The sequence below is a fragment of the Streptomyces sp. NPDC058691 genome (assembly GCF_042714775.1).
Lineage (GTDB): Bacteria > Actinomycetota > Actinomycetes > Streptomycetales > Streptomycetaceae > Actinacidiphila.
This window is the reverse complement of sequence record NZ_JBHXSO010000049.1, coordinates 40,595-60,161: the sequence shown is the minus strand read 5'-3', so window position 1 is coordinate 60,161 and position 19,567 is coordinate 40,595. Positions and strand designations below refer to the sequence as shown.

Sequence of the window (19,567 nt, the reverse complement as noted above, 5' to 3'; positions counted from 1 at the left end):
GGCGCAGGAGCGCTACGCCCGGCGGCGGCCGTCGTGTCAGGTCACCGAACGTCGCCGTTGTCGGCCTGGTCGAAGAACTTCATCGCCATGAAGCCGTGCGCGTAGCCGCCGCCCGCACGCAGCGCCGCGGCGATCATGATGGTCTCGGCGACTTCCTGCTGGGTGGCGCCCGCGGCGTGGGCGGCCTTGGTGTGCGCCTCGATGCAGTAGGCGCACTGCGTGGTCAGGGCGACGGCGACCGCCATGAGCTCGGTGTACTTGGGCGGGATGACTTTGTCGCTGCCGCGCAGGACCTGGGTGTCCCAGGCCATGAACGCCTTGAAGGCTTCCGGGGCGCCGGCGCGTATGTGCTTGGCGTACTGGTGGTCGGTGTGCTCGTGGTAGGACACGATGCGCTCCTGGTGCTGTCGGCTGGGTGGGTACGGGACAGGGGCGGCGGCCGGTCAGTACTTGTTGCGGCCGGCCCTGACGCCGCCGTCGACGTCCCAGGTGGCACCGGTGACCCAGTCGGCTTGGCCGGACAGGAGGAAGGCCACGGTGGGGGCGACGTCCTCGGGGGTTCCGACGCGGCCGAGGGGGTGGAAGCTGTTGAGCGCGTCGAGCATGGCGGGGATCTCGTCCTTGGGGATGAAGGCCTCGTAGATCGGGGTGCGCACCACGGCGGGGGCCACGGTGTTGACGCGGATGCCGTACGGGGCGAGTTCCATGGCCAGGTGCTGGGTGAGGGAGTGCAGGCCGGCCTTGGCCACGGAGTATGCCGAGGACGGGGTGGCGGCCATCGCCTGGTGGGCCAGCATGCCGCCGATGTTGACGATGGCGCCCTTGTTGCCGCGGGCGATCATGTTGGCGGCGATGGTCTGGGTGATGAAGTAGAAGGCCCGGGTGATGGCCTGGTAGCTGTCGTAGTCCTGCGGGGTGTGCTCCAGGAAGGTCTTCGGTTCGAAGATGCCGGCGGCGTTGACCAGGAGGGTGGCGTCGGCGTGCTGTTCGGTCAGTTCGGCGCGCAGGCGGTCCACGGCGGCCTCATCGGAGAGGTCGGCGGCCAGGCCGACGACGTCCCCGGAACCGGAACCGGACAGTTCGGCCACCGCCGCTGCGGCGCTCTTCTCGGACCGGCCGGTGACGACGGCGCTGCCGCCGCCCTCCAGAACCTGGCGCGCGGAGGCCAGCCCCATACCGCTGGTGCCGCCGATGACGACGACCTTCTGTCCGGTGAAGTCGAGGGTGTTGCTGGACATGACGTGCTCCTTTTTAGTGCGTGTTCTGTGCGGGGCCGTAGTCGCTCATATGGGTTTACTTCACGACAAAATAGACCTACATGGCTGCGGCTGAGGACGGCGCGCAGGGCCACCGCTGAGGACGGCAGGAATGGGGAAGCGCGGCAGAACCGCGGGGGGTTGGCCTGAGGTGGCGCCCACCGCTGTGGCCGGTCTCGAGCACCCCGGGGACGGTTCAGACTGTAGGACGATTCACGGGGTGCCGGTAGAGGATCAGGATGAATGCGGGTATAACGTGCGCTTATAGCGCAGAGGGGATAATCGTAATCGTGAACATCGAGACCCTGCGCTATATCCAGGCCATCTCCCGGACCCAGTCCTTCAGCGCCGCCGCACGGGCCTACGGCGTGACACAGCCGGCCCTGTCCAACGGCGTCGCCCGACTGGAGGAGGAACTCGGCGTCAAGCTCTTCGACCGCTCACCCCGCGGGGTGCGCCCCACCGCACACGGCGCACGGATCCTGCCCCTGATCGACAACGTCCTCGGCTCCCTCGACACACTTGCCGCCGAGAGCCGGCGGCTGGCCCGCCCCGTTGCCGAAACGATCCGCATGGGCGTGTCACCCCTGATCGGGGCCGACCTGGTCGCCCAGGCATTCCAAGCCGCCCGAACCCTGGAGCGTCCACACGACCTCGTCCTGCGGGAAGCGGACCTGGAACCTCTGAGCAGGGACTTGGAGGCGGGCCGGCTGGACATCATCCTCGTCCCCGCCGCGCCCGGCATGCCCACGCTCCGGCACCGGGTGATCGCCCGGGAGCCGGTGGTCGTGATCGACCCCGCCGCTTCAGGGGACAACGATCCCGTGGAGCTCAAAGCCGCAGCGGATGCCGCCTACATCCTCGGCCCCAGCACCTGCGGGCTCACCACCTTCACCACGGAACTCTTCCGCGACAACCACCTGCCCCTGAACACCTACCCCGGCGAAGCCGCCAGCTTCCGGGCAGTGGACGAGTGGGCGGCCATCGGCCTGGGAGCGGCCCTGCTGCCCCAATCCAAGATCACGCACGAGCACACCAGCTGTCGCCCCCTCCTCCAGGCCGGGGCGCCCGTCGAGATCGCCTACGAAGCCGTCTGGGACTGCGACACCCCCCTGGGCGCCGACCTGGACGAGTTGGTCGCAGCGCTCCTCCGGACCGCGGAAACCCCGGTGGCGGTCCGCGAGAGGGCTCCCGGCCACTCCGCGGAGTAACCGCCGCACCACCCGCCTGGACGTTCGCGTTCACGTGGTCCTCGAGTCCGCAGCTGCCAAGCGTCGGCAGTCGCCATGCGGTACGAGCCAAGAAGAACTTGAAGATTCAAGCCAATCAGGCTTAGAGTGCAGTTGAAGCTTCAAGTCGAAGCCGCTTTCGCCCCACCCTTCAGGAACGACGGATCATCATGGAATTCGGCATCTTCGGCGTCGGTGACGTCACCCGCGACCCGACGACCGGCCGCACGCCCAGCGAGGCGGAGCGCATCGACACGGTCGTGCGGACCGCCGTGCGCGCGGATGAGGTGGGCCTCGACGTCTTCGCCATCGGCGAGCACCACAACCCGCCGTTCATCCCCTCCTCGCCCACCACGATGCTGGGCCACATCGCGGCCCTCACGAAGCGGATCACGCTCAGCACGTCCGTCACCCTCATCACGACCAACGACCCGGTGCGCATCGCCGAGGAGTACGCGATGCTCCAGCACCTCGCCAAGGGCCGGGTCGACCTGGTGCTCGGGCGTGGCAACACCGTCCCGGTCTACCCGTGGTTCGGCCAGGACATCCGCAAGGGTCTGGAGATCGCGCTGGAGAGCTACAACCTGCTCCACCGGCTGTGGCGGGAGGACGTCGTCGACTGGGAGGGGACCTTCCGCACCGCGCTGCAGGGGTTCACCTCGACACCGCGCCCGCTCGACGACGTCCCGCCCTTCGTCTGGCACGGGTCGATCCGCACCCCCGAGATCGCCGAGCAGGCCGCCTTCTACGGCAACGGCTTCTTCGCCAACAACATCCTCGCCCCGTACGGGCACTTCGAGCGACTCGTGGCCCTGTACCGGCAGCGCTACGCGCACTACGGGCACGGCACACCGGAGCAGGCGATCGTGGGGCTCGGCGGCCAGGCGCACATCGCCAAGCGCTCGCAGGACGCGATCGAGTCGTTCCGCCCCTACTTCAACGGCTTCCCGATGTTCACCGGCCACCGGCTGGAGGACTACATGAGCACCACCCCGCTGTCGGTGGGCAGTCCGCAGCAGATCATCGACAAGACCATGGAGTTCAGGGAGCGCTTCGGCGACTACCAGCGTCAGTTGTGGAACGTGGACGGCATGGGCCTGCCCGTCGAAGCCGCCCTGGAGCAGATCGAGCTCCTGGGTACCGAGGTCGTCCCCGTCCTCCGTAAGGAGATGGCGGCGCTGCGCGCCCCCGGCGTGCCGGAGACCCCCACCCACGCGAGCCGGGTCAAGGCCAAGTACGGGGACGCCGAGCCCCGCCGGCCGCGCCCCAACCCCAACCGCGGCGACAACGTCACCGGCACCTCGCCCTACCAGGACAGCGACCGCGCCGTCACCGCCCGCTTCCCCCTGATCGGCTGAGCCATGAACGACAGCACACACCCGGACGCCGAGCCGCTGCACCTCGTCGTCGTCAGTGCGGGCACCGGCGACCCCTCCTCCTCACGGCTGCTGGCCGACCGCGTCGCCCAGAAGACCCTCGACGCGCTGCGGGCACGCGAACGCGCAGCCGTCGGCAACGTCGTCGAACTCGCGCCGCTCGCCGTCGAGATCGCCCAGGCGATCGTCTCCGGCACCCCCGGCGAGCGTCTTCGGGCCGCGATCGGTCAACTCGCCGCCGCGGACGGCGTGATCGCCGTGACCCCGGTCTACACCGCGGGCGTCAGCGGACTGTTCAAGTCGTTCTTCGACGTTCTCGACACCGATCTCGTCGTCGCCAAGCCCGTCCTGCTGGGTGCCACCGCCGGCAGCTCCCGCCACGCGCTGGTGGTCGAGGACCAGGCCCGCCCCATGTTCGCCTACCTGCGCGCCCTGACGGCTCCGACGTCGGTCTTCGCCGCGCCCGAGGACTGGAGTTCGCCCGCTCTCGGTGAGCGGATCGGCCGCGCGGCGACCGAACTCGCCGCCCTCATGGCGAGCGGGGTCGGCGAGGCGATCGCCGACCAGGCGTGGTCCGCGTACCAGCACAGCTTCGGCGGCAACGCCACCCGGGCCCAGCAGTCCGTCGACGACATCGACTTCGACACGCCGCTGATGCGGCTGGCGGCGGGCGGTACGCCCTGAGGGAGGGCTGCACAGCCGGTACCAGCCGGGCTGCGTGCGTCCGGTCGCACCGCGAACGGGGATCCTCCTCGAAGTGCGCACGGACCACCCGCGAGGCACACTGACAAGGCATGCCTGGGCGCACTCACCAGGCACCCCCACCGTTTGCGGTGCCTGATCCGGGCCTTCCCCGCCGCCCAGCCGGCTGTCGCCGGTGACATCGCGCGGTGACATCGTCCGACAAAGACCGTTCTCCTGTATCTTCCGGAATTCTCTTCCATGAAGGTGAAAGAGATGGATCTGAAGCTCGAAGCCATCGTGCTGCCCGTCTCCGACGTCGACCGGGCCAAGACCTTCTACGAGGCCGCGGGATTCCGCTTGGACGTCGACAACACGTTCAGCGACGACTATCGGTTGTTGCACTTCACGCCGCCCGGATCACAGTGCTCGATCCTCTTCGGCAAGGGCATGATCTCCACCGCCCCCGGCACGGCCCAAGGCCTCTACCTCATCGTCTCGGACGTCGAGCAGGCACGCGCGGAACTCATCGGGCGGGGCATCGAGGTCAGCGAGGTGTTCCACGACGCCGGAGGGCTCCTCCACCACGGACACGAGGACGGAGACGCCATCCACCAGGGTGCGGGCCAGGAGCGGATCGCCGGCCCCGAGCCCGATCGCACTTCCTACGCCTCCTACGCCACCTTCAGCGACCCGGACGGAAACGGCTGGGTGCTCCAGGAGATCACGGAACGCCAGCCCGGCCGATGAGACGGTGACGGCCCGATGACGCGCGTGAGCGTGTCGCCGACGGGGGCCCCGGGACGCGGGCAACGCGGGGCCTGAGAGAGGCACAGGAATCGCCGTGAACGACACCGACCGCACCTACGACGTCGTCGTCATCGGCGCGGGTCCCGTGGGCGAGAACGTGGCCGAGCGAACCCGGGCCGCCGGACTCAGCACCGTCATCGTGGAGCGTGAGCTTCTCGGCGGCGAGTGTTCGTACTGGGCGTGCGAGCCGAGCAAGGCACTGCTGCGACCGGTGCTGGGACGTGCAGACGCTCTCCGGGTGCCGGGACTGCGGCGGGCGGTGGACAGGCCGCTGGACGTGGCCGCCGTCCTCGCCCACCGCGATGACATCGTCCAGCACTGGCGGGACGACGATCAGGTGGAGTGGCTGGCGTCCGTCTCGGTCGACCTCGTGCGCGGGCACGGTCGCCTCGACGGCCCCCGCCGAGTCGTGGTGAGCACCCCCAACGGTGGCACCGTGCGGCTCGGTGCCCGGCACGCCGTGGCCGTCTGCACCGGCACCGGACCGGCGATGCCGGACCTGCCCGGTGTGGAGGACATCCGGCCCTGGACCAACCGCGAGGCAACGGCGGCCGAAGAGGTACCCGGCAGCCTCGTCGTCGTCGGCGGCGGCGTGGTGGCCGTCGAGATGGCCACCGCCTGGAGAGGGCTCGGTGCCCAGGTGACGATGGTGGTCCGGGGCAGCGGGCTGCTCTCCCGGATGGAGCCCTTTGCCGGGGAGATGGTCGCGGACGCGTTGCAGGAGGCAGGTGTCGACCTGCGGTTCGGAGCCTCCATCGTGTCCGTGGCGCGCGACGAGGGAGCCGGCGGGGCGGCACGCGTCACACTGGCCGACGGCGGGCAACTGACCGCCGACGAGGTCCTTTTCGCGACCGGCAGGACCCCCAGCACCGGCGACATCGGCCTGGAGACCATCGGTCTTCCACCCGGCGACTGGCTCACCGTCGACGACACCTTCCGGGTCGGCGACGTCATCGACGGATGGCTCTACGCGGTCGGCGACGTCAACCATCGCGCACTTCTCACCCACCAGGGCAAGTACCAGGCCCGGATCGCGGGCGGGGCGATCGCGGCGCGTGCGCACGGGGAACCACTGGACGACGGCAGATGGGGGGCGCACGTCGCGACCGCGGACACCGAAGCCGTACCACAGGTGATCTTCACCGACCCCGAGGTCGCAGCCGTCGGCTTGACCACGCAGGAGGCGGAGCGCACCGGACGCACGGTCAAGGTGGTGGACTACGACCTCGCCAGGGTCGCGGGCGCGTTCCAGTACGCGATGGGCTACCGCGGCAAGGCGCGCATGCTGGTCGACACCGACCGCGGCACCGTGGCCGGTGTCACCTTCGTGGGCCCGGGCGTCGCGGAGCTGTTGCACTCGGCGACGATCGCGGTCACCAGCGAGGTGCCGATCGAACGCCTCTGGCATGCCGTCCCCGCCTTCCCGACGATCAGCGAGGTCTGGCTGCGGCTGCTGGAGAGCTACCGCGGGTAGGCATTCGGCGGGTCCCGGCCGCGCGGTGCACGCCGCGCGGCGTCGGCGGCCGGTCACACTCCCCCGGCCCGGCCCCCGGTTCCGCGCACCGCCAGGCCGTCCAACTGGCGGTCGTGCACCCTGCTCAGCAACAGCAGCGACAGCACCGCGCCGACGAGCGCGCAGAACATGTCCCACTGGGTGTCCCAGACGTCCCCCTGGGTGGCCAGGAACGCGTCCGCGGCGTCACCGCCGATCAACGACGCCCACCATTCCAGCAGTTCGAAGAATGCGCTGAACGCCATGCAGGCGCAGACGGTGAGCGGCGCGAGCCACCGGCTGCCGCGCAGCGGGGAGGTACGGGCGAGGATCTCGCGGACCAGCACGGCCGGCACGAAGCCCTGCATCAAGTGGCCGATCCGGTCGTACGGGTTACGCGACAGGCCCAGGCCGTCGCGCAGCCAATCCCCCAACGGCACCTGGGCGTAGGTGTAATGACCGCCCACCGACAAGACCACGGCGTGCACGGCCAGCAGGACGCACAGCAGTCCGGACAGCGGGAACCGCCGCCGCAGGACAACCGCCAACGGCAGGCCGATCATGATCCAGAATGTCTCCAGCACCCACGTACCACGGTCGCGAGGATGAATTCCGGAGACCACCAACACCACGAGCGCAAGCGTGAAGGCAGCGGCCGGCACGGCGGGCCGGGCACGCCGGGCAGGAACGGTGAGGTCCGTCATGCGCCCAGAATCGCAAGAGCTTTGCGTGAACGCATGAGTACGACTACTCATCCGCGCTACGCGCCCCGCGACAGGCCGCACCACAGCCGCTCAGGATTGCTGCTCGACGTCCTTCACCGAGGACGGACCCAACTGCTTGGCGCTGGCGTACTCCGGCATCGTCATGGGCTTGTCGAACAGGAAGAACGACTGGTTCGTGCCGACCGTGAACTCCATGTACGCGCCCGTCGTGGCGTCGAAACCGTAGTAGGCGTTGCACGTGGAACCCGACGTGTACGTGCCGTCCATACCGGGCTGCGCGAGGACCGCGATGCCGTCGGAGGAGGACTCCACCCGCTCCGTCGGAGTGAGCATCTTGCAGCGCGGCACCGGCAGGCCCTTCATGATGAAGTACCCGTACTCGCCCTTGGCGTTCTGGATGTAGACGTACGAGAGTTTGCCCCGCTTCCCCCACGTCTTGATCCACTGGTTGATCGCCTCGCGGGTCGGCGAGTACTCCATGCGGCCCGCCGGCTGCTCGGCCACGAGGTGGTCGTAGTTGTCCTGCTTGGCCTTGTTCTCCTTGTCCTGGCTGGACTCGGTGCAGGACGCCAGGGCGAGGCCCACGACGAGCGCGACGAAGGTGGCCAGGGCCATGCGTGCGAACTTCTTCATGCGGTGCTGCCCTCTTCCCGGGATGAGATGGGGATCAGTTGGCGCACGTCGTGCGCTCGGCGGTGACATCCAGCCGGTACGGCAGATCCTTGTCGCGGAAGGGCGCTCGGTGCTCCTGGGCGGCCTTCGAGTTGTAGGCGTTGACCGACTCGATCCGCGTGGCCTTCAGCGCGGTGACCGACTGGTCGATCTGCGTCGCGCGGGTCTCCGAAGCGGTCTTCCGCTCCTCCTGGAGCACCTGGATCGTCCCTTCGGCGTTCTGCACGGCCTCGCACAGATCGAAGAACTCCTCGTACGTGGTCTGCCGGAACTCGCCCGAGGCGACGGTGTTCTCGCGCTTGTCCGCCTCTCCGCGGAACGGTGCGGTGATCCACCCCGCGCCACCGAAGGCGAACACCCCGATGACGTACAGCACCGCCAGGCCGATGACCCCGCCGACGGCCCATACCCCTAACCGTGCCCCCTCGCGTACGTGCCCCATGGCCATCCCCCTTCACCCGTGGTCCCGCGGCGTGGAACCACCTTCCGCGAAGGAAGACACGGCGCCCGGTGAAACGGTTCCGCTCGCCCGAGCGCCAGGAAGGGGGACGTCACACAGGAGGCTGAACCGGGTGGCGCAGCAGCGTCCCGGCCTTCGCTTCGAGCAGCGCCACCGCGAGCAGTTCGCCGTCGGCTGGACCGTAGTGTTCAAGTGCCTCCTCGTGGAGGCGGCGAACGGTGTCGGCGATGGCGTGCGGCGTACCGAACTGGGCCGCCAGGGCCGTCACCGCGGCGAGTTGGTCACGGATGTGGTCCAAGCCGAAGCTGGCGAGATAGTCACCGGCGAGAAGGGCGGGCAGATCCCGCCGGATGAACGCGGTCGAGGCCGGGCTCTCGGCCAGGACCTCGGTGAGCACGCCCAGGTCGATGCCGGCACGATCGCCCAGCAGAAGCGCCTCGGCGGTGGCCGCCGCCTGGCCGAACCACAGGAGGTTCACCAGCAGTTTGGCGGTGTAACCGGTGCCGAATCCACCGAGGTGGGTGACGCGGTCGGCGACCGCGGACAACACCGTGCGATGACGGTCCAGAAGGGCGGCCTCACCACCGACGAACAGCCGCAGCCGTCCCGCGGCGGCGTCCCCTGGGGAGCCGCCGATGGGCGCCTCGAGAAAGCCGACTCCATGAGCGGCGGCCCGCTCCCGGCAAGGAGCCGCCGCTGACGGCGTGTTGCTGCTCATGTCGATCCAGACGGCCCCCGGCGCCAGTGCCTCCAGCACACTGTCGTCGATCGCCTCCGCGACCTCGGCCGGTCCGGGCAGGACGGTCAGAAGGACATCGGCCCCCCGCGCGGCGGCCACGGCGGAACCGGGCCACTGGGCCCCGCTCGACAGGACCGCTTCCCGGCGTTCGGGCAGGACGTCGAAGGCCCGCACCTCGTGTCCCGCACGAACGAGATTGCCGCACATGGGTCCACCCATGCGCCCGACACCAAGAAGGCAGACCGTCGACACAGGCGGATGGTATCCCGGCCGAACCGGTGATACGCCCGGAGGCCAGGCGTGGCCCGGCCTCACCCGGCGCCGGGTGTCAACTGGGACTGCACCAGGGCCCCGTACCGCGCGACGACCTCGTCGGCGTCGGCCTCCCGGACCGCCGGCCCCCGCGCGATGCCGTACATGACGCCGAAGCCGAGCAGCGCGCCCAGGGCGAGTTCCGCGCGCAGCCCGGCGTAGAGGCCGGGCAGGCGGCGGACGAGGCGTTCGGTCACCTGCGCGCGGAAGTTGGCGCGCAGGACGTCCCCGGAGTCGCCGTGCAGTGGTGCGAAGACGATCCGCAGCACCGGGTCGGTACCGAGGTCGCGCTGGCTCTCCAGTACGTGGCGGACCATATGGAAGCCCAGCCGGTCCAGCGGCGCGTCCAGAAGCGCTTCCGCGTCGTTCTCGAAGGACAGCACCTGGGCGAACAGGGCCTCCTTGCTGCCGAAGTACTTCAGAATCAACGGTGCGCTGACTCCCGCCCGTTCGGCCACCGCCTTCAAGGTGATGTCGGCGTGCGGCTGGCGGGCCAGGAAGTGGCGCACGGCCCGCAGGATCGCGGCCTTGGTCGCCTCCGCGTCCCGGCGCCCGCCCGTGCCGCCGGCCGCGGCGGAACCGGCGCCGCGGGCAGAGGCGGCGGTGCTCACGCGTCCTCCAGCGACTCGCTGCGGGCGCTCTCCGCATGGCCGGCGGCCTGCCGGGTACCGCGCCGCGCACGGTCGCCGGGGATCGACAGCGCGGCGGCGATCGCGACGACCGCGACGGCGCCGGCCATCGCGAAGGCGAGCCGGTAGCCGGGGAGCGTCGGCACCGGAAGCCCCGCGACCAGGCTGGTGTGATGGACCAGTACGGCGGCCACCGCCGCGCTGGACGCGGCCTGGCCGATGGTGCGCATCAGCACGTTGACGCCGTTGGCCGAAGCGCTCTGCTCGGCCGGCACGGCCCGCAGGATCAAGGTGGGCAGTGCCGAGTAGGCCAGCGTGGTGCCACTGGAGATCACCGTGGCCCCGACCAGGATCACCCACAGGTCACGGCTGTCCACGACGCGTATCACGTAGCCGAAGGCGATGACGGCCGCGCCCAGGGCCAGTGTGACCCGCGGGCCGCGGGCGGCGGAGAGGCGGGCCGAGACCGGCGACAGCAGCAGCATGGTCAGGCCCGCGGGCAGCAGGCACAGACCGGTCTCGAAGACGGTCAGGCCGAGGCCGTAACCGCTCGCCTTGGGCGCCTGCACCAGTTGCGCGGTGACCAGCGAGTTGGCGTAGAAGGCGAAGCCGGTGAGCAGTGCGGCCACATGGGAAAGCCCGACCCGGGGGCGGGACGCCAGGCGCAGGTCGACCAGCGGCTGCGCGGAACGCAGTTGCTGCAGCCACCACAGCCCGAGGACGATCACCGCCGCGACGAACAGGGCGACGACGCGGCCGCTGCCCCACCCCCACTGCCCGCCCTGCGACACGCCGAGGAGCAGGCAGATCAGTCCCGCGGCCAGCCCCAGTGCCCCCACCACGTCGAACCGGCCGCTCTCCCGGTCCGGCGAGTCGGCGATCGCCCACCAGACACCGGCCACACCCAGCGCGCCCAGCGCACTGGTGAGCCAGAACATGGTGTGCCAGTCCGCGTACTGCACGACCAGCGCGGCAAGCGGCAGACCCAGGGCGGCACCGATACCGACCGTGGAACTCATCATCGCCACCGCCGAACCACGCCGCTCGGGGGGCAGTTCGTCACGCAGCACACTGATCGACAGCGGCACCACCGCGGCCGCGGCACCCTGCAGCGCCCGCGCGGCGATCAGGACCCCGATCTGAGAGGACAGGGCGCACATCACCGAGCCCAGGGTCATCAGGGCCAGGGCTCCCGTCAGCACCCGGCGCTTGCCGTACATGTCACCGGCCCGGCCGAGCACCGGAGTGAGCACAGCCCCCGACAGAAGAGTCGCCGTGACCATCCACGAGACGGCGCCCGCCGAGGAATCGGTCAGCCGGGGCAGGTCGGGCAGCAGGGGAACGACGACGGTCTGCATGACGGCCATGAGGATGCCGCCGAACGCCAGCACCGGCACGGTCAGCCGCCGGCGCAGGCCCTCCATGCCTTCCAGGCCCGGCCCGGAACCGGTCGTATCGGATATCGGGGCGGGCTGGGTCACTGCATCTCCAGACGGGCCGAACAGTCGGTGAATGGGAATTCACCGTACCGGGTGAATTCCCATTCACCAAGGCGAAGGTGCCCGGTCGGCCGGCGCGGCAGCGGCTGCGCCCGGGGAGGCGTTCGCCATAGGGTGAGAGGCGGCCGAAAAGGCCACCGGCCAACGGACCCAAGGGAGTCGAGTGTGACGCGGTATCTGATCTCGTTCGATGACGGCGCGATGATCCTCCCCGAGGAGGACTTCCCCGAGGTGGCCAAGGCCTCGCACGAGGTGGTGCGTGAGGCTCAGGACGCCGGTGTGTGGGTCTTCGGTGGTGGGCTGCAAAGGCAGCAGGCGAGCGTCGTGGCCACCGACGGGACCGTGACCGACGGCCCGTACCCGGAGACCAAGGCGGTCGTCGGCGGGTTCTCGATCATCGATGTGCCCTCACGTGAGGACGCGCTGAAGTGGGCTGCCAAGATCGCTGCCGCGTGCCGCTGTGCGCAAGAGGTCCGGGAGATCATGCCCGACGAGGCCGTCTGACCGAAGGCCCCACCGCACCACGTCGCGTTCACCGCGGGCGCGACATCGCGCCCCCTGCGCCTGCGGGCACCCTCCCCCGAGGCGCGGCAGGCCCGCGTCAGCCGATCTGTTCGGCCAGGGCGACGATGATGCCTGCCGGGCCGCGCAGGTAGCAGAGCCGGAAGATGTTCTCGTACTGCGCCACCTCGCCGAGCAGCTCGGCGCCGTGGGCGCGCAGGCGGGCGATGGTGTCGTCGATGTCGTCGACGGCGAACATGACGCGATGCATGCCCAGCGTGTTGGGCGGAGCGTTCCGCGGCTCGGCGTCGGATACCGCGGGGGCGTGGTATTTGGTCAGCTCCAGCTTGCTGTGGCCGTCCGGGGTCCGCATCACCGCGATGTCGCTCCGGACGCCGTCGAGCCCCACGGTGCGGTCCGCGACAAGGCCTTCGATCTGCGCTTTGCCTTCCAGCTCCATGCCGAGCTCGGTGAAGAAGGCGACAGCCGCGTCCAGGTCGTCGACGACGATGGCGACGTTGTCCATCCGCTGAATGGTCATGGCCGTGAGCCTAACGACTCGAGGCGCGGTAGCGCGGACCCACCGCCGTCCGCCGCGTCCGCTCCGTCCGCAACCACCCCATGCTGCCTGTTCGGGTCGGTCATACCCCATTCCGGCCGAGCATCACGAGCATGGCAGGATGGTCATCGATTCATATGATCCGGGCGGTACGCCGGACCCATACATGCACGTCCCGTTGGCACGACTATGTTGTGAGGAACCCCGTGAGGAATCGAGTCCGGCGACTGGCGCTCCCACTGTCCGCGACGGTCACCACGATTCTGGTGGCCGGCTGCGGAACCGGTGACGGCGACGGCGGTGGCACGGGGAAGCCCCTCACGATGGGGATCACGGACAAGGTCACGTCGGTCGACCCCGCCGCCGGCTACGACGTCGGTTCCTGGATCGTCTTCAACAACGTCTTCCAGTCCCTGCTGAGCTTCCCCAAGAGCGCCACCGAACCCGCACCCGATGCCGCCAAGAGCTGCGAGTTCACGGACTCCAACTCCCGGACCTTCGACTGCACGCTGAACCCCGGCCTGAAGTTCAGCAACGGGGACGACCTCACCTCGCAGGACGTGAAGTACTCCTTCGAGCGCACCCTCAAGATCAACGACGAGAACGGCCCCGCCGTCCTCCTCGACTCGATCAAGACCATCGACACCCCCGCCGCCGACCGTGTCGTCTTCCACCTGAAGTACTCCGACGCCACCTTCCCCAAGAAGATCGCCTCCGGCGCGGGCGCCATCGTGGACCACCGCGAGTATCCGGCGGACAAGCTCCGCACGGACGGCAAGGCGATAGGCAGCGGCCGGTACACGCTCGACTCGTACTCCGACGGGGACAAGGCCGTCTTCTCGGTCAACGACCGCTACAAGGGCACCGACGAGATCCACAACTCCGGCATGACGATGAAGTTCTACGCGAAGGAGAGCGACCTCAAGAGCGCCTTCGAGAGCGGCGACGTCGATCTCGCCTACCGCGGCCTCGCCGCCGCCGACATCGCCGCGCTGAGCAAGAGCTCCGGCGGCGCGGACAGCACCGTCAAGGTCGCCGAGGGCACCGGAGCCGAGGTCCAGCACCTCGTCTTCAACCTCAAGGACCCCGCGGTGTCCGACAAGGCCGTCCGCCGCGCCGTCGCCTACCTGATCGACCGCCAGGCCATCATGCGTGACGTCTACCAGCGGACCGCCACCCCGCTGTACTCGATCGTCCCGCAGGGAATCACCGCCCACAACAACGCCTTCTTCAACCGCTACGGCGAGGGTGGCGACACGGCCCGCGCCAAGGCCGCGCTCACCGAGGCCGGCATCACGGACAAGGTCCGCTTCACCCTGTGGGCCACCCCGATCCGCTTCGGCCCCGGCACCGTGGCCGAGCTGGACAAGATCGCCGAGCAGCTCAACGCCAGCGGCCTGTTCGACGTCGACGTCAAGACCACCGACGCCGACCAGTACGCGAAGGACATCGCCGCCGGCAAGTACGCCGTATACGTTCGCGGCTGGGTCCCCGACTACCCGGACCCCGACAACTTCACCGCCCCGTTCTTCGGTGACGGCAACGTGCTCTCCAACAACTTCGTGAACCACCGGATCACCGGCGAACTCATCCCCCGCACCGCCGCCCAGGCCGACCGCGCCTCCACCACCGCGGACTTCGAGACACTGCAGGACATCGTCGCCGACGACGTGCCGATGATCCCGCTGTGGCAGGGCAAGCAGTACATCGTCGCCAAGGCGGACGTCAACGGCCTCGAGTGGGCCCTCGACACGTCCACCGTCTTCCGCTTCTGGGAGATCCACAAGGGCGCGGTCGCGTAAGCAGCCGAGGAGGTCGGCTGGCCGTCGCCGCATCAGCAGACGCCGCCGGCCGAAGGGGGCACACGCTCCCGTCACGTGGCAACGGCCACGCCGACACGCACACCCCGCGGGCCGCCGCCTCGATGCCGACCCGTCGTCAGCGGCTCGCGGAGCAATGAGCGTTGACGACGCCGTCGGGTCGGGGCGCCCGCGCGCGGGGTGGGGCACGACATCGGCCGGAGCGACCCGCTGACGACACCTTGTCCCTGTCCTGACACCTGTGGTTGAGTGACTTGCGGAATGAATGAAACGATTCATTCAGCCGGCTCGCGTTCGCGCCTCATGCCGGACCGTGCGTCATTCGATGGGAGCAGGCGTGAGGAAGCGAAGAATCGCTGCCGGGCTGGTGCTGTCACTCGCGGCCGTGTGGGGCCTGGGAGCGACGCCCAGCGCCGCGGGCGCGCCCGTCCCGGAGCTCCGGCAGAACCCGGCCGTGGGCGGGCCGGCACTCACGGTGAGCGGGCTCGAGGTCGAGCACCAGGTCCAGCCCCTGGGTGTCGACGTCCCCCGGCCGAGGCTGAGTTGGCAGGTGGCCCCGGGCCACGGCGCGGCCGGTCGTGCCCCCGTCGGTCAAGCGGCGTACGAGGTCGAGGTGTCGACGTCCCCGGGCGGCCGGGGAAAGGTCTGGGACAGCGGGCGCGTGCGATCCTCCCGGTCCTTCGATGTGGTCTACGACGGCCCCGCTCTTGCATCGCGTTCGCGCTACTACTGGCGCGTACGGGTCTGGGACGGCTCCGGAAAGGCGTCGCCGTGGAGTGGCGAAGCACGATTCGAGACGGCCTTCGTCGATCCGGACGACTTCCACGGGACGTGGATCGGGGCGCACGACAAGGCGCCCGCGCTACGGCTCGACGACGCGAACTGGATCTGGTACCCCGAGGGCGACCCGGCCGACTCGGCTCCCGCCGGGACGCGCTACATGCGCCGCACCTTCGACGTGCCCGCCCAGGCGCAGATCAGCTCGGCGGAGATGCAGCTCACCGCGGACGACCGTTTCACGCTGTGGGTCAACGGCACCCAGGTGGCGAGTTCTCCGCCCGTCGCGGACTCCTGGAGGACGGCCGGCGTCGTCGACATCGCCCCGTACCTGCACTCGGGCAGCAACGTGCTGGCGGTCGAGGCGACGAACACCAACCAGGGGCCCGCGGGCATGCTCGCAAGCCTGCACTTCCAGGGGACGGGATCGCCCGCCGACCTCGTCACCGACGACGACTGGAAGGCCGGCGGCTCCGCCGCCGACGGGTGGGAGCAGCCCGGGTACGACGACGCGGCGTGGCCGAACGCGCGCGAGGCCGCCCGCTACGGCGCGGGCCCTTGGGGCCGCTCGGTGTCGGCTCCCCCGCCGCCCGAGACGCTGCTGCGTGACGAGTTCACCGCGGACAAGCACATCGCCTCGGCACGGGCCCACATCGCCGGCCTGGGCTACAACAAGCTCTACCTGAACGGCCGGCGCATCGGCGACCGTGAACTCGAGCCCGGATTCACGGTGTACGACAAGACCGTCCTGTACTCGACGTACGACGTCACGGACGCGCTGCGCACCGGCGGCAACGCCATCGGGGTCAGCCTCGGCCGCGGCTTCTACGCGATGACCGACCCGGACGAGTGGAAGGCTTCGTCCTGGTGGGGCGAGCCCAAGCTCAAGCTGGAACTGGACATCACCTACACCGACGGCACGCGCCGGCAGGTGGTCAGTGACGACTCGTGGAAGGTGTCCGACGGGCCGACGACCACGCAGTCGCTCTGGTTCGGCGAGACCTACGACGCCCGTGCTGAGCAGGCAGGTTGGGACCGTCCGGGCTTCGATGACGGCGCCTGGCGCCGCGCGCTGACGGTCGCCGGCCCGAAGGGCACGCTCCGCTCTGAGAGCTTCCCGCCCGTCAAGGTGACCGGCCACCTGAAGGCCGAGCACACCGGCACACCGGCCGACGGCACGCACGTCTACGACTACGGCAGCCCCACCGCCGGCTGGGCGCGCATCGGGGTCGAGGGACCCGCCGGAGCGACGGTCACCGTCACCTACGGCGAGAAACTGCGCGCGGACGGCACCGTCGACAACACCGGTGCCTTCGGGCTGGGTCTGCAGAAATACTCGTACACCCTCAAGGGCGACGGAGTGGAGTACTACCAGCCGAGCTACAGCTATGCCGGTTTCCGCTACGCCCAGGTCGTCGTGCCCCAAGGGGTCACCCTCCGGTCGGTCGACGGGATGCGGGTCCACACGGCGGTGGCGTCCACCGGCGACTTCACCAGCTCCAGTGACCTGCTCAACCGCTACCAGGACGCGCAGGCCGACACGATCCTCAACAACCTGCACTCGATCCCGACCGACACGCCCATGTACGAGAAGCGGCCCTACACGGCCGACGGCTTCCTGTACGCCGACTCGGCGATCGCGAACTTCGACATGCAGAACTTCTACGAGAGCTGGATGCGCTCGCACCGCGACGACCAGAACGACGACGGTTCGATCGGGCCCACCGTGCCCACCACCGAGTCGGGCAAGCAGGTCAAGGACCCCATCTGGTCGGCCAGTTACGTACTCGGCACCTGGGACCTGTACTGGTACTACGGCGACACCCAGGCGGTGGCCGAGAACTACGACGGCATGAAGGCCTGGCTGGAGCACTACGAGCGCGACATCGCCGCCACCGGCGGCATCTACACCGGCTTCAGCTACGGCGACTGGCTCTCCCCGGAAGGCGCCAACGCCCCGGAGGGCACCCGGCTTTCCGGAACCGCGTACATCTACCTCACCGCGACGAGACTGGCGACGATGGCGAAGGCACTGGGCCACGACGCGGACGCCCGACACTTCGGCGCCTTCGCCGTACAGGTCAAGGACACCTTCAACGCCACGTTCTACGACCGGGACAAGGAGGCCTATTACGACAACGCGGCCGCGGGCTACCGGCAGACGGCGAACCTCCTGCCCCTCAGCTTCGGCATGGTCCCGAAGGAGCACCGCCCGGCCGTGATCGACAACCTCGTCGAGGACATCCACGCCCGCGGCGACCACCTGGACACCGGCGCGCTCGGCACCAAGGCGCTCCTTCCGGTCCTCACCGATGCCGGCCATGCCGATCTGGCCTACACGGTGGCCACCAACCCGACCTACCCCGGCTGGGGTTACTGGTTCGAGGGTCTGGGCGCCACGACCATGTGGGAGGAGTGGAACGCGAACTCGCGCTCGCACGACCACGCCTTCATGGGGACCGTGGACGACTGGCTCTACCAGGACGTCGCCGGCATCGAGCCCGCCGCACCCGGCTACACGAAGGTGACGATCCGCCCCCACGCCGTCGGCGGCCTGACACACGCCTCCGCCCACGTCGAGTCACCGCTCGGCCGGATCGCCTCGTCGTGGACGCGCGCGAAGGGACGCTTCACCCTGCGTGTCGACATGCCGGTGGGATCGACCGCCGAGGTCCTGGTACCGGTGAGCGGCCGGCAAAAGGTACATCCTCCCGCGGCTGCGAAGGCCGGCGAACGCGGCGGCGGCTACGCCCGCTTCACCGTCGGCCCGGGGAGCCACCTGTTCCGGGTGACAGGGTAGGTGTGCCGTCCCGGGACGCCGGTGACGCGCGCCCCGGGTGATGGATGAGCTGAGGGCCTTTCCGCATCCGGTGGGGACTGCGACCTCCCCCGCCGGCCGCCGGAAGGCCCTCTTCTCCGACATCGACCCCGTGCTCTGCTCCGGTGCTCACCGGGTCGGTGCCGGTTCACCTGACGGGCCGAGCGCCCCTGGTCGGGGGACTCAGGATGGCGGCTGCCAAGCGACTCGGCCTCTGCTCGGCCCCGGCGCGGCTGCCACGTGCGGGGTGGTGGTTCCCTAGGATCGCCGCCATGGCACTGCGACCCGCTCACGTGAACATCAAGGCTCTCGATCACTCGGCGGTCGGCCGGTTCTGGGCGGAGGCACTCGGCTGGAGTGCCTACCGCACGGGATCCGGCGTGACCACCTACATCGGACCTGCCGGCGGCTTCGTCTGGCCGGACCCGGTCGCCGTCGGCATCGACGTCGTCGCCGTCCCGGAACCCAAGACGACGGCGAAGAACCGTGTGCACCTCGATCTCGCCACCACTTCCACGGACCATCAGGCGGAACTGGTCGCGCGCCTCCGGACGCTCGGTGCGACGCCCGCCCAGGTGGGCCAGGGCGAGGTGCCGTGGACGGTCCTCGCCGACCCGGAGGGCAACGAGTTCTGCGTGCTGGAGCCCCGGGAGATCTACCGGGACACCGGGCCGGTCGCCGCGGTGGTGGTCGACTGCTCGGATCCGCGGGCCATGGCCCGGTTCTGGGACGAGGCGATGGACTGGACCCTGCACAAGGTGACCGACGACCATGCCGTGTTGCGTTCCCCCAGTGGTACCGGCCCGTATCTCGATTTCCTCCGCACGCCGGACACGAAGACCGTGCCGGACCGCGTCCATCTCGACCTGCTGCCGTACCCCGGTGACGACACAGCGGCGGAGGTGGCCCGGCTGCGGGCCCTCGGCGCCACCGACCTCGACCTCGGCCAGGGCGACGTCCCATGGACGTGCCTGACCGACCCGGAAGGCCACGAGTTCTGCGTCCTCGCCCCGTCCTGACCTCACTCGCCACGGCGCTCCCGGCACCCGGCGATCACCGGAAGACGCAAGGGCGTCGGCCCTGTCGTCGGCGCCCAGGGGCCGGTCCCCCGCCGACCCGCTGGGACGAGCTCCTCGCCACGTGCCGGAGAAGAACCTCTTAACGCCTCTTGACGCCTCCCGATACCCGGTGCCAACATCGCGTCATCCAGAT

At 69.8% G+C, this 19,567-nt stretch carries 18 protein-coding genes; 9 read left to right on the top strand and 9 right to left on the bottom strand.

Features of this window, described 5'->3' with window-relative positions; genetic code table 11:
• Window positions 1-41: 41 nt before the first annotated feature.
• Window positions 42-389 (bottom strand): carboxymuconolactone decarboxylase family protein, encoded by a 348-nt coding sequence (locus ACFWVC_RS29225; protein WP_384293436.1) that lies wholly within the window; start codon window positions 387-389, stop codon window positions 42-44.
• 54 nt (window positions 390-443) lie between these two features.
• Entirely contained in the window at window positions 444-1,238 is a 795-nt protein-coding gene (locus tag ACFWVC_RS29220) for an SDR family NAD(P)-dependent oxidoreductase (RefSeq protein ID WP_384293432.1), read from the bottom strand.
• Window positions 1,239-1,546: 308 nt separating this feature from the next.
• Here ACFWVC_RS29220 and ACFWVC_RS29215 point away from each other — a divergent pair, with 308 nt between their 5' ends.
• The 5 genes from ACFWVC_RS29215 (at window position 1,547) to ACFWVC_RS29195 (ending at window position 6,826) form a co-directional block, all read left to right on the top strand.
• Complete coding sequence (locus tag ACFWVC_RS29215; protein WP_384293426.1) at window positions 1,547-2,467, top strand: LysR family transcriptional regulator; 921 nt, start codon at window positions 1,547-1,549, stop codon at window positions 2,465-2,467.
• 188 nt (window positions 2,468-2,655) lie between these two features.
• Window positions 2,656-3,843 (top strand): CE1758 family FMN-dependent luciferase-like monooxygenase, encoded by a 1,188-nt coding sequence (locus tag ACFWVC_RS29210; RefSeq protein ID WP_384293422.1) that lies wholly within the window; start codon window positions 2,656-2,658, stop codon window positions 3,841-3,843.
• Between the two features lie 3 nt (window positions 3,844-3,846).
• Entirely contained in the window at window positions 3,847-4,545 is a 699-nt protein-coding gene (locus tag ACFWVC_RS29205) for a CE1759 family FMN reductase (RefSeq protein ID WP_384293418.1), read from the top strand.
• 273 nt (window positions 4,546-4,818) lie between these two features.
• Entirely contained in the window at window positions 4,819-5,292 is a 474-nt protein-coding gene (locus ACFWVC_RS29200; RefSeq protein ID WP_384293415.1) for a VOC family protein, read from the top strand.
• 94 nt (window positions 5,293-5,386) lie between these two features.
• Window positions 5,387-6,826: a dihydrolipoyl dehydrogenase family protein gene (locus ACFWVC_RS29195; RefSeq protein WP_384293410.1), complete on the top strand. Its 1,440-nt coding sequence runs from the start codon at window positions 5,387-5,389 to the stop codon at window positions 6,824-6,826.
• 53 nt (window positions 6,827-6,879) lie between these two features.
• Here ACFWVC_RS29195 and ACFWVC_RS29190 read toward each other — a convergent pair whose 3' ends face one another.
• From ACFWVC_RS29190 to ACFWVC_RS29165, 6 genes are all read right to left on the bottom strand, one after another.
• Complete coding sequence (locus ACFWVC_RS29190) at window positions 6,880-7,548, bottom strand: DUF2238 domain-containing protein (protein ID WP_384293405.1); 669 nt, start codon at window positions 7,546-7,548, stop codon at window positions 6,880-6,882.
• Between the two features lie 90 nt (window positions 7,549-7,638).
• Entirely contained in the window at window positions 7,639-8,202 is a 564-nt protein-coding gene (locus tag ACFWVC_RS29185) for a hypothetical protein (protein WP_384293399.1), read from the bottom strand.
• A 34-nt stretch (window positions 8,203-8,236) separates the two neighbouring features.
• Window positions 8,237-8,689, bottom strand: a complete 453-nt coding sequence (locus ACFWVC_RS29180) for a hypothetical protein (RefSeq protein WP_384293394.1) — start codon at window positions 8,687-8,689, stop codon at window positions 8,237-8,239.
• 103 nt (window positions 8,690-8,792) lie between these two features.
• Window positions 8,793-9,692 (bottom strand): NAD(P)-dependent oxidoreductase, encoded by a 900-nt coding sequence (locus ACFWVC_RS29175; protein ID WP_384293390.1) that lies wholly within the window; start codon window positions 9,690-9,692, stop codon window positions 8,793-8,795.
• 59 nt (window positions 9,693-9,751) lie between these two features.
• Complete coding sequence (locus ACFWVC_RS29170) at window positions 9,752-10,363, bottom strand: TetR family transcriptional regulator (RefSeq protein WP_384293386.1); 612 nt, start codon at window positions 10,361-10,363, stop codon at window positions 9,752-9,754.
• Window positions 10,360-11,862 carry an MFS transporter gene (locus tag ACFWVC_RS29165; RefSeq protein WP_384293382.1) on the bottom strand — a complete coding sequence of 501 codons (1,503 nt, stop codon included), beginning with the start codon at window positions 11,860-11,862 and terminating at the stop codon, window positions 10,360-10,362. Before ACFWVC_RS29165 ends, ACFWVC_RS29170 begins: the two co-directional genes overlap by 4 nt.
• A 183-nt stretch (window positions 11,863-12,045) precedes the next feature.
• Here ACFWVC_RS29165 and ACFWVC_RS29160 point away from each other — a divergent pair, with 183 nt between their 5' ends.
• Window positions 12,046-12,384 (top strand): YciI family protein, encoded by a 339-nt coding sequence (locus ACFWVC_RS29160; RefSeq protein ID WP_384293376.1) that lies wholly within the window; start codon window positions 12,046-12,048, stop codon window positions 12,382-12,384.
• A gap of 97 nt (window positions 12,385-12,481) precedes the next feature.
• Here ACFWVC_RS29160 and ACFWVC_RS29155 read toward each other — a convergent pair whose 3' ends face one another.
• The gene (locus ACFWVC_RS29155; RefSeq protein WP_384293371.1) at window positions 12,482-12,922 is read right to left on the bottom strand and encodes a VOC family protein; all 441 of its coding nucleotides are present in this window, start codon (window positions 12,920-12,922) and stop codon (window positions 12,482-12,484) included.
• 224 nt (window positions 12,923-13,146) lie between these two features.
• On the opposite strand from ACFWVC_RS29155, the gene ACFWVC_RS29150 reads away from it, so the two are divergent.
• The 3 genes from ACFWVC_RS29150 to ACFWVC_RS29140 all read left to right on the top strand — a co-directional run bounded on the left by ACFWVC_RS29150 (window position 13,147) and on the right by ACFWVC_RS29140 (window position 19,374).
• Complete coding sequence (locus tag ACFWVC_RS29150) at window positions 13,147-14,742, top strand: ABC transporter substrate-binding protein (protein ID WP_384293366.1); 1,596 nt, start codon at window positions 13,147-13,149, stop codon at window positions 14,740-14,742.
• A 355-nt stretch (window positions 14,743-15,097) separates the two neighbouring features.
• Window positions 15,098-18,337 carry a family 78 glycoside hydrolase catalytic domain gene (locus tag ACFWVC_RS29145; RefSeq protein ID WP_384293360.1) on the top strand — a complete coding sequence of 1,080 codons (3,240 nt, stop codon included), beginning with the start codon at window positions 15,098-15,100 and terminating at the stop codon, window positions 18,335-18,337.
• A gap of 290 nt (window positions 18,338-18,627) precedes the next feature.
• Entirely contained in the window at window positions 18,628-19,374 is a 747-nt protein-coding gene (locus ACFWVC_RS29140) for a VOC family protein (protein ID WP_384293357.1), read from the top strand.
• The last annotated feature ends 193 nt before the right edge of the window (window positions 19,375-19,567 follow it).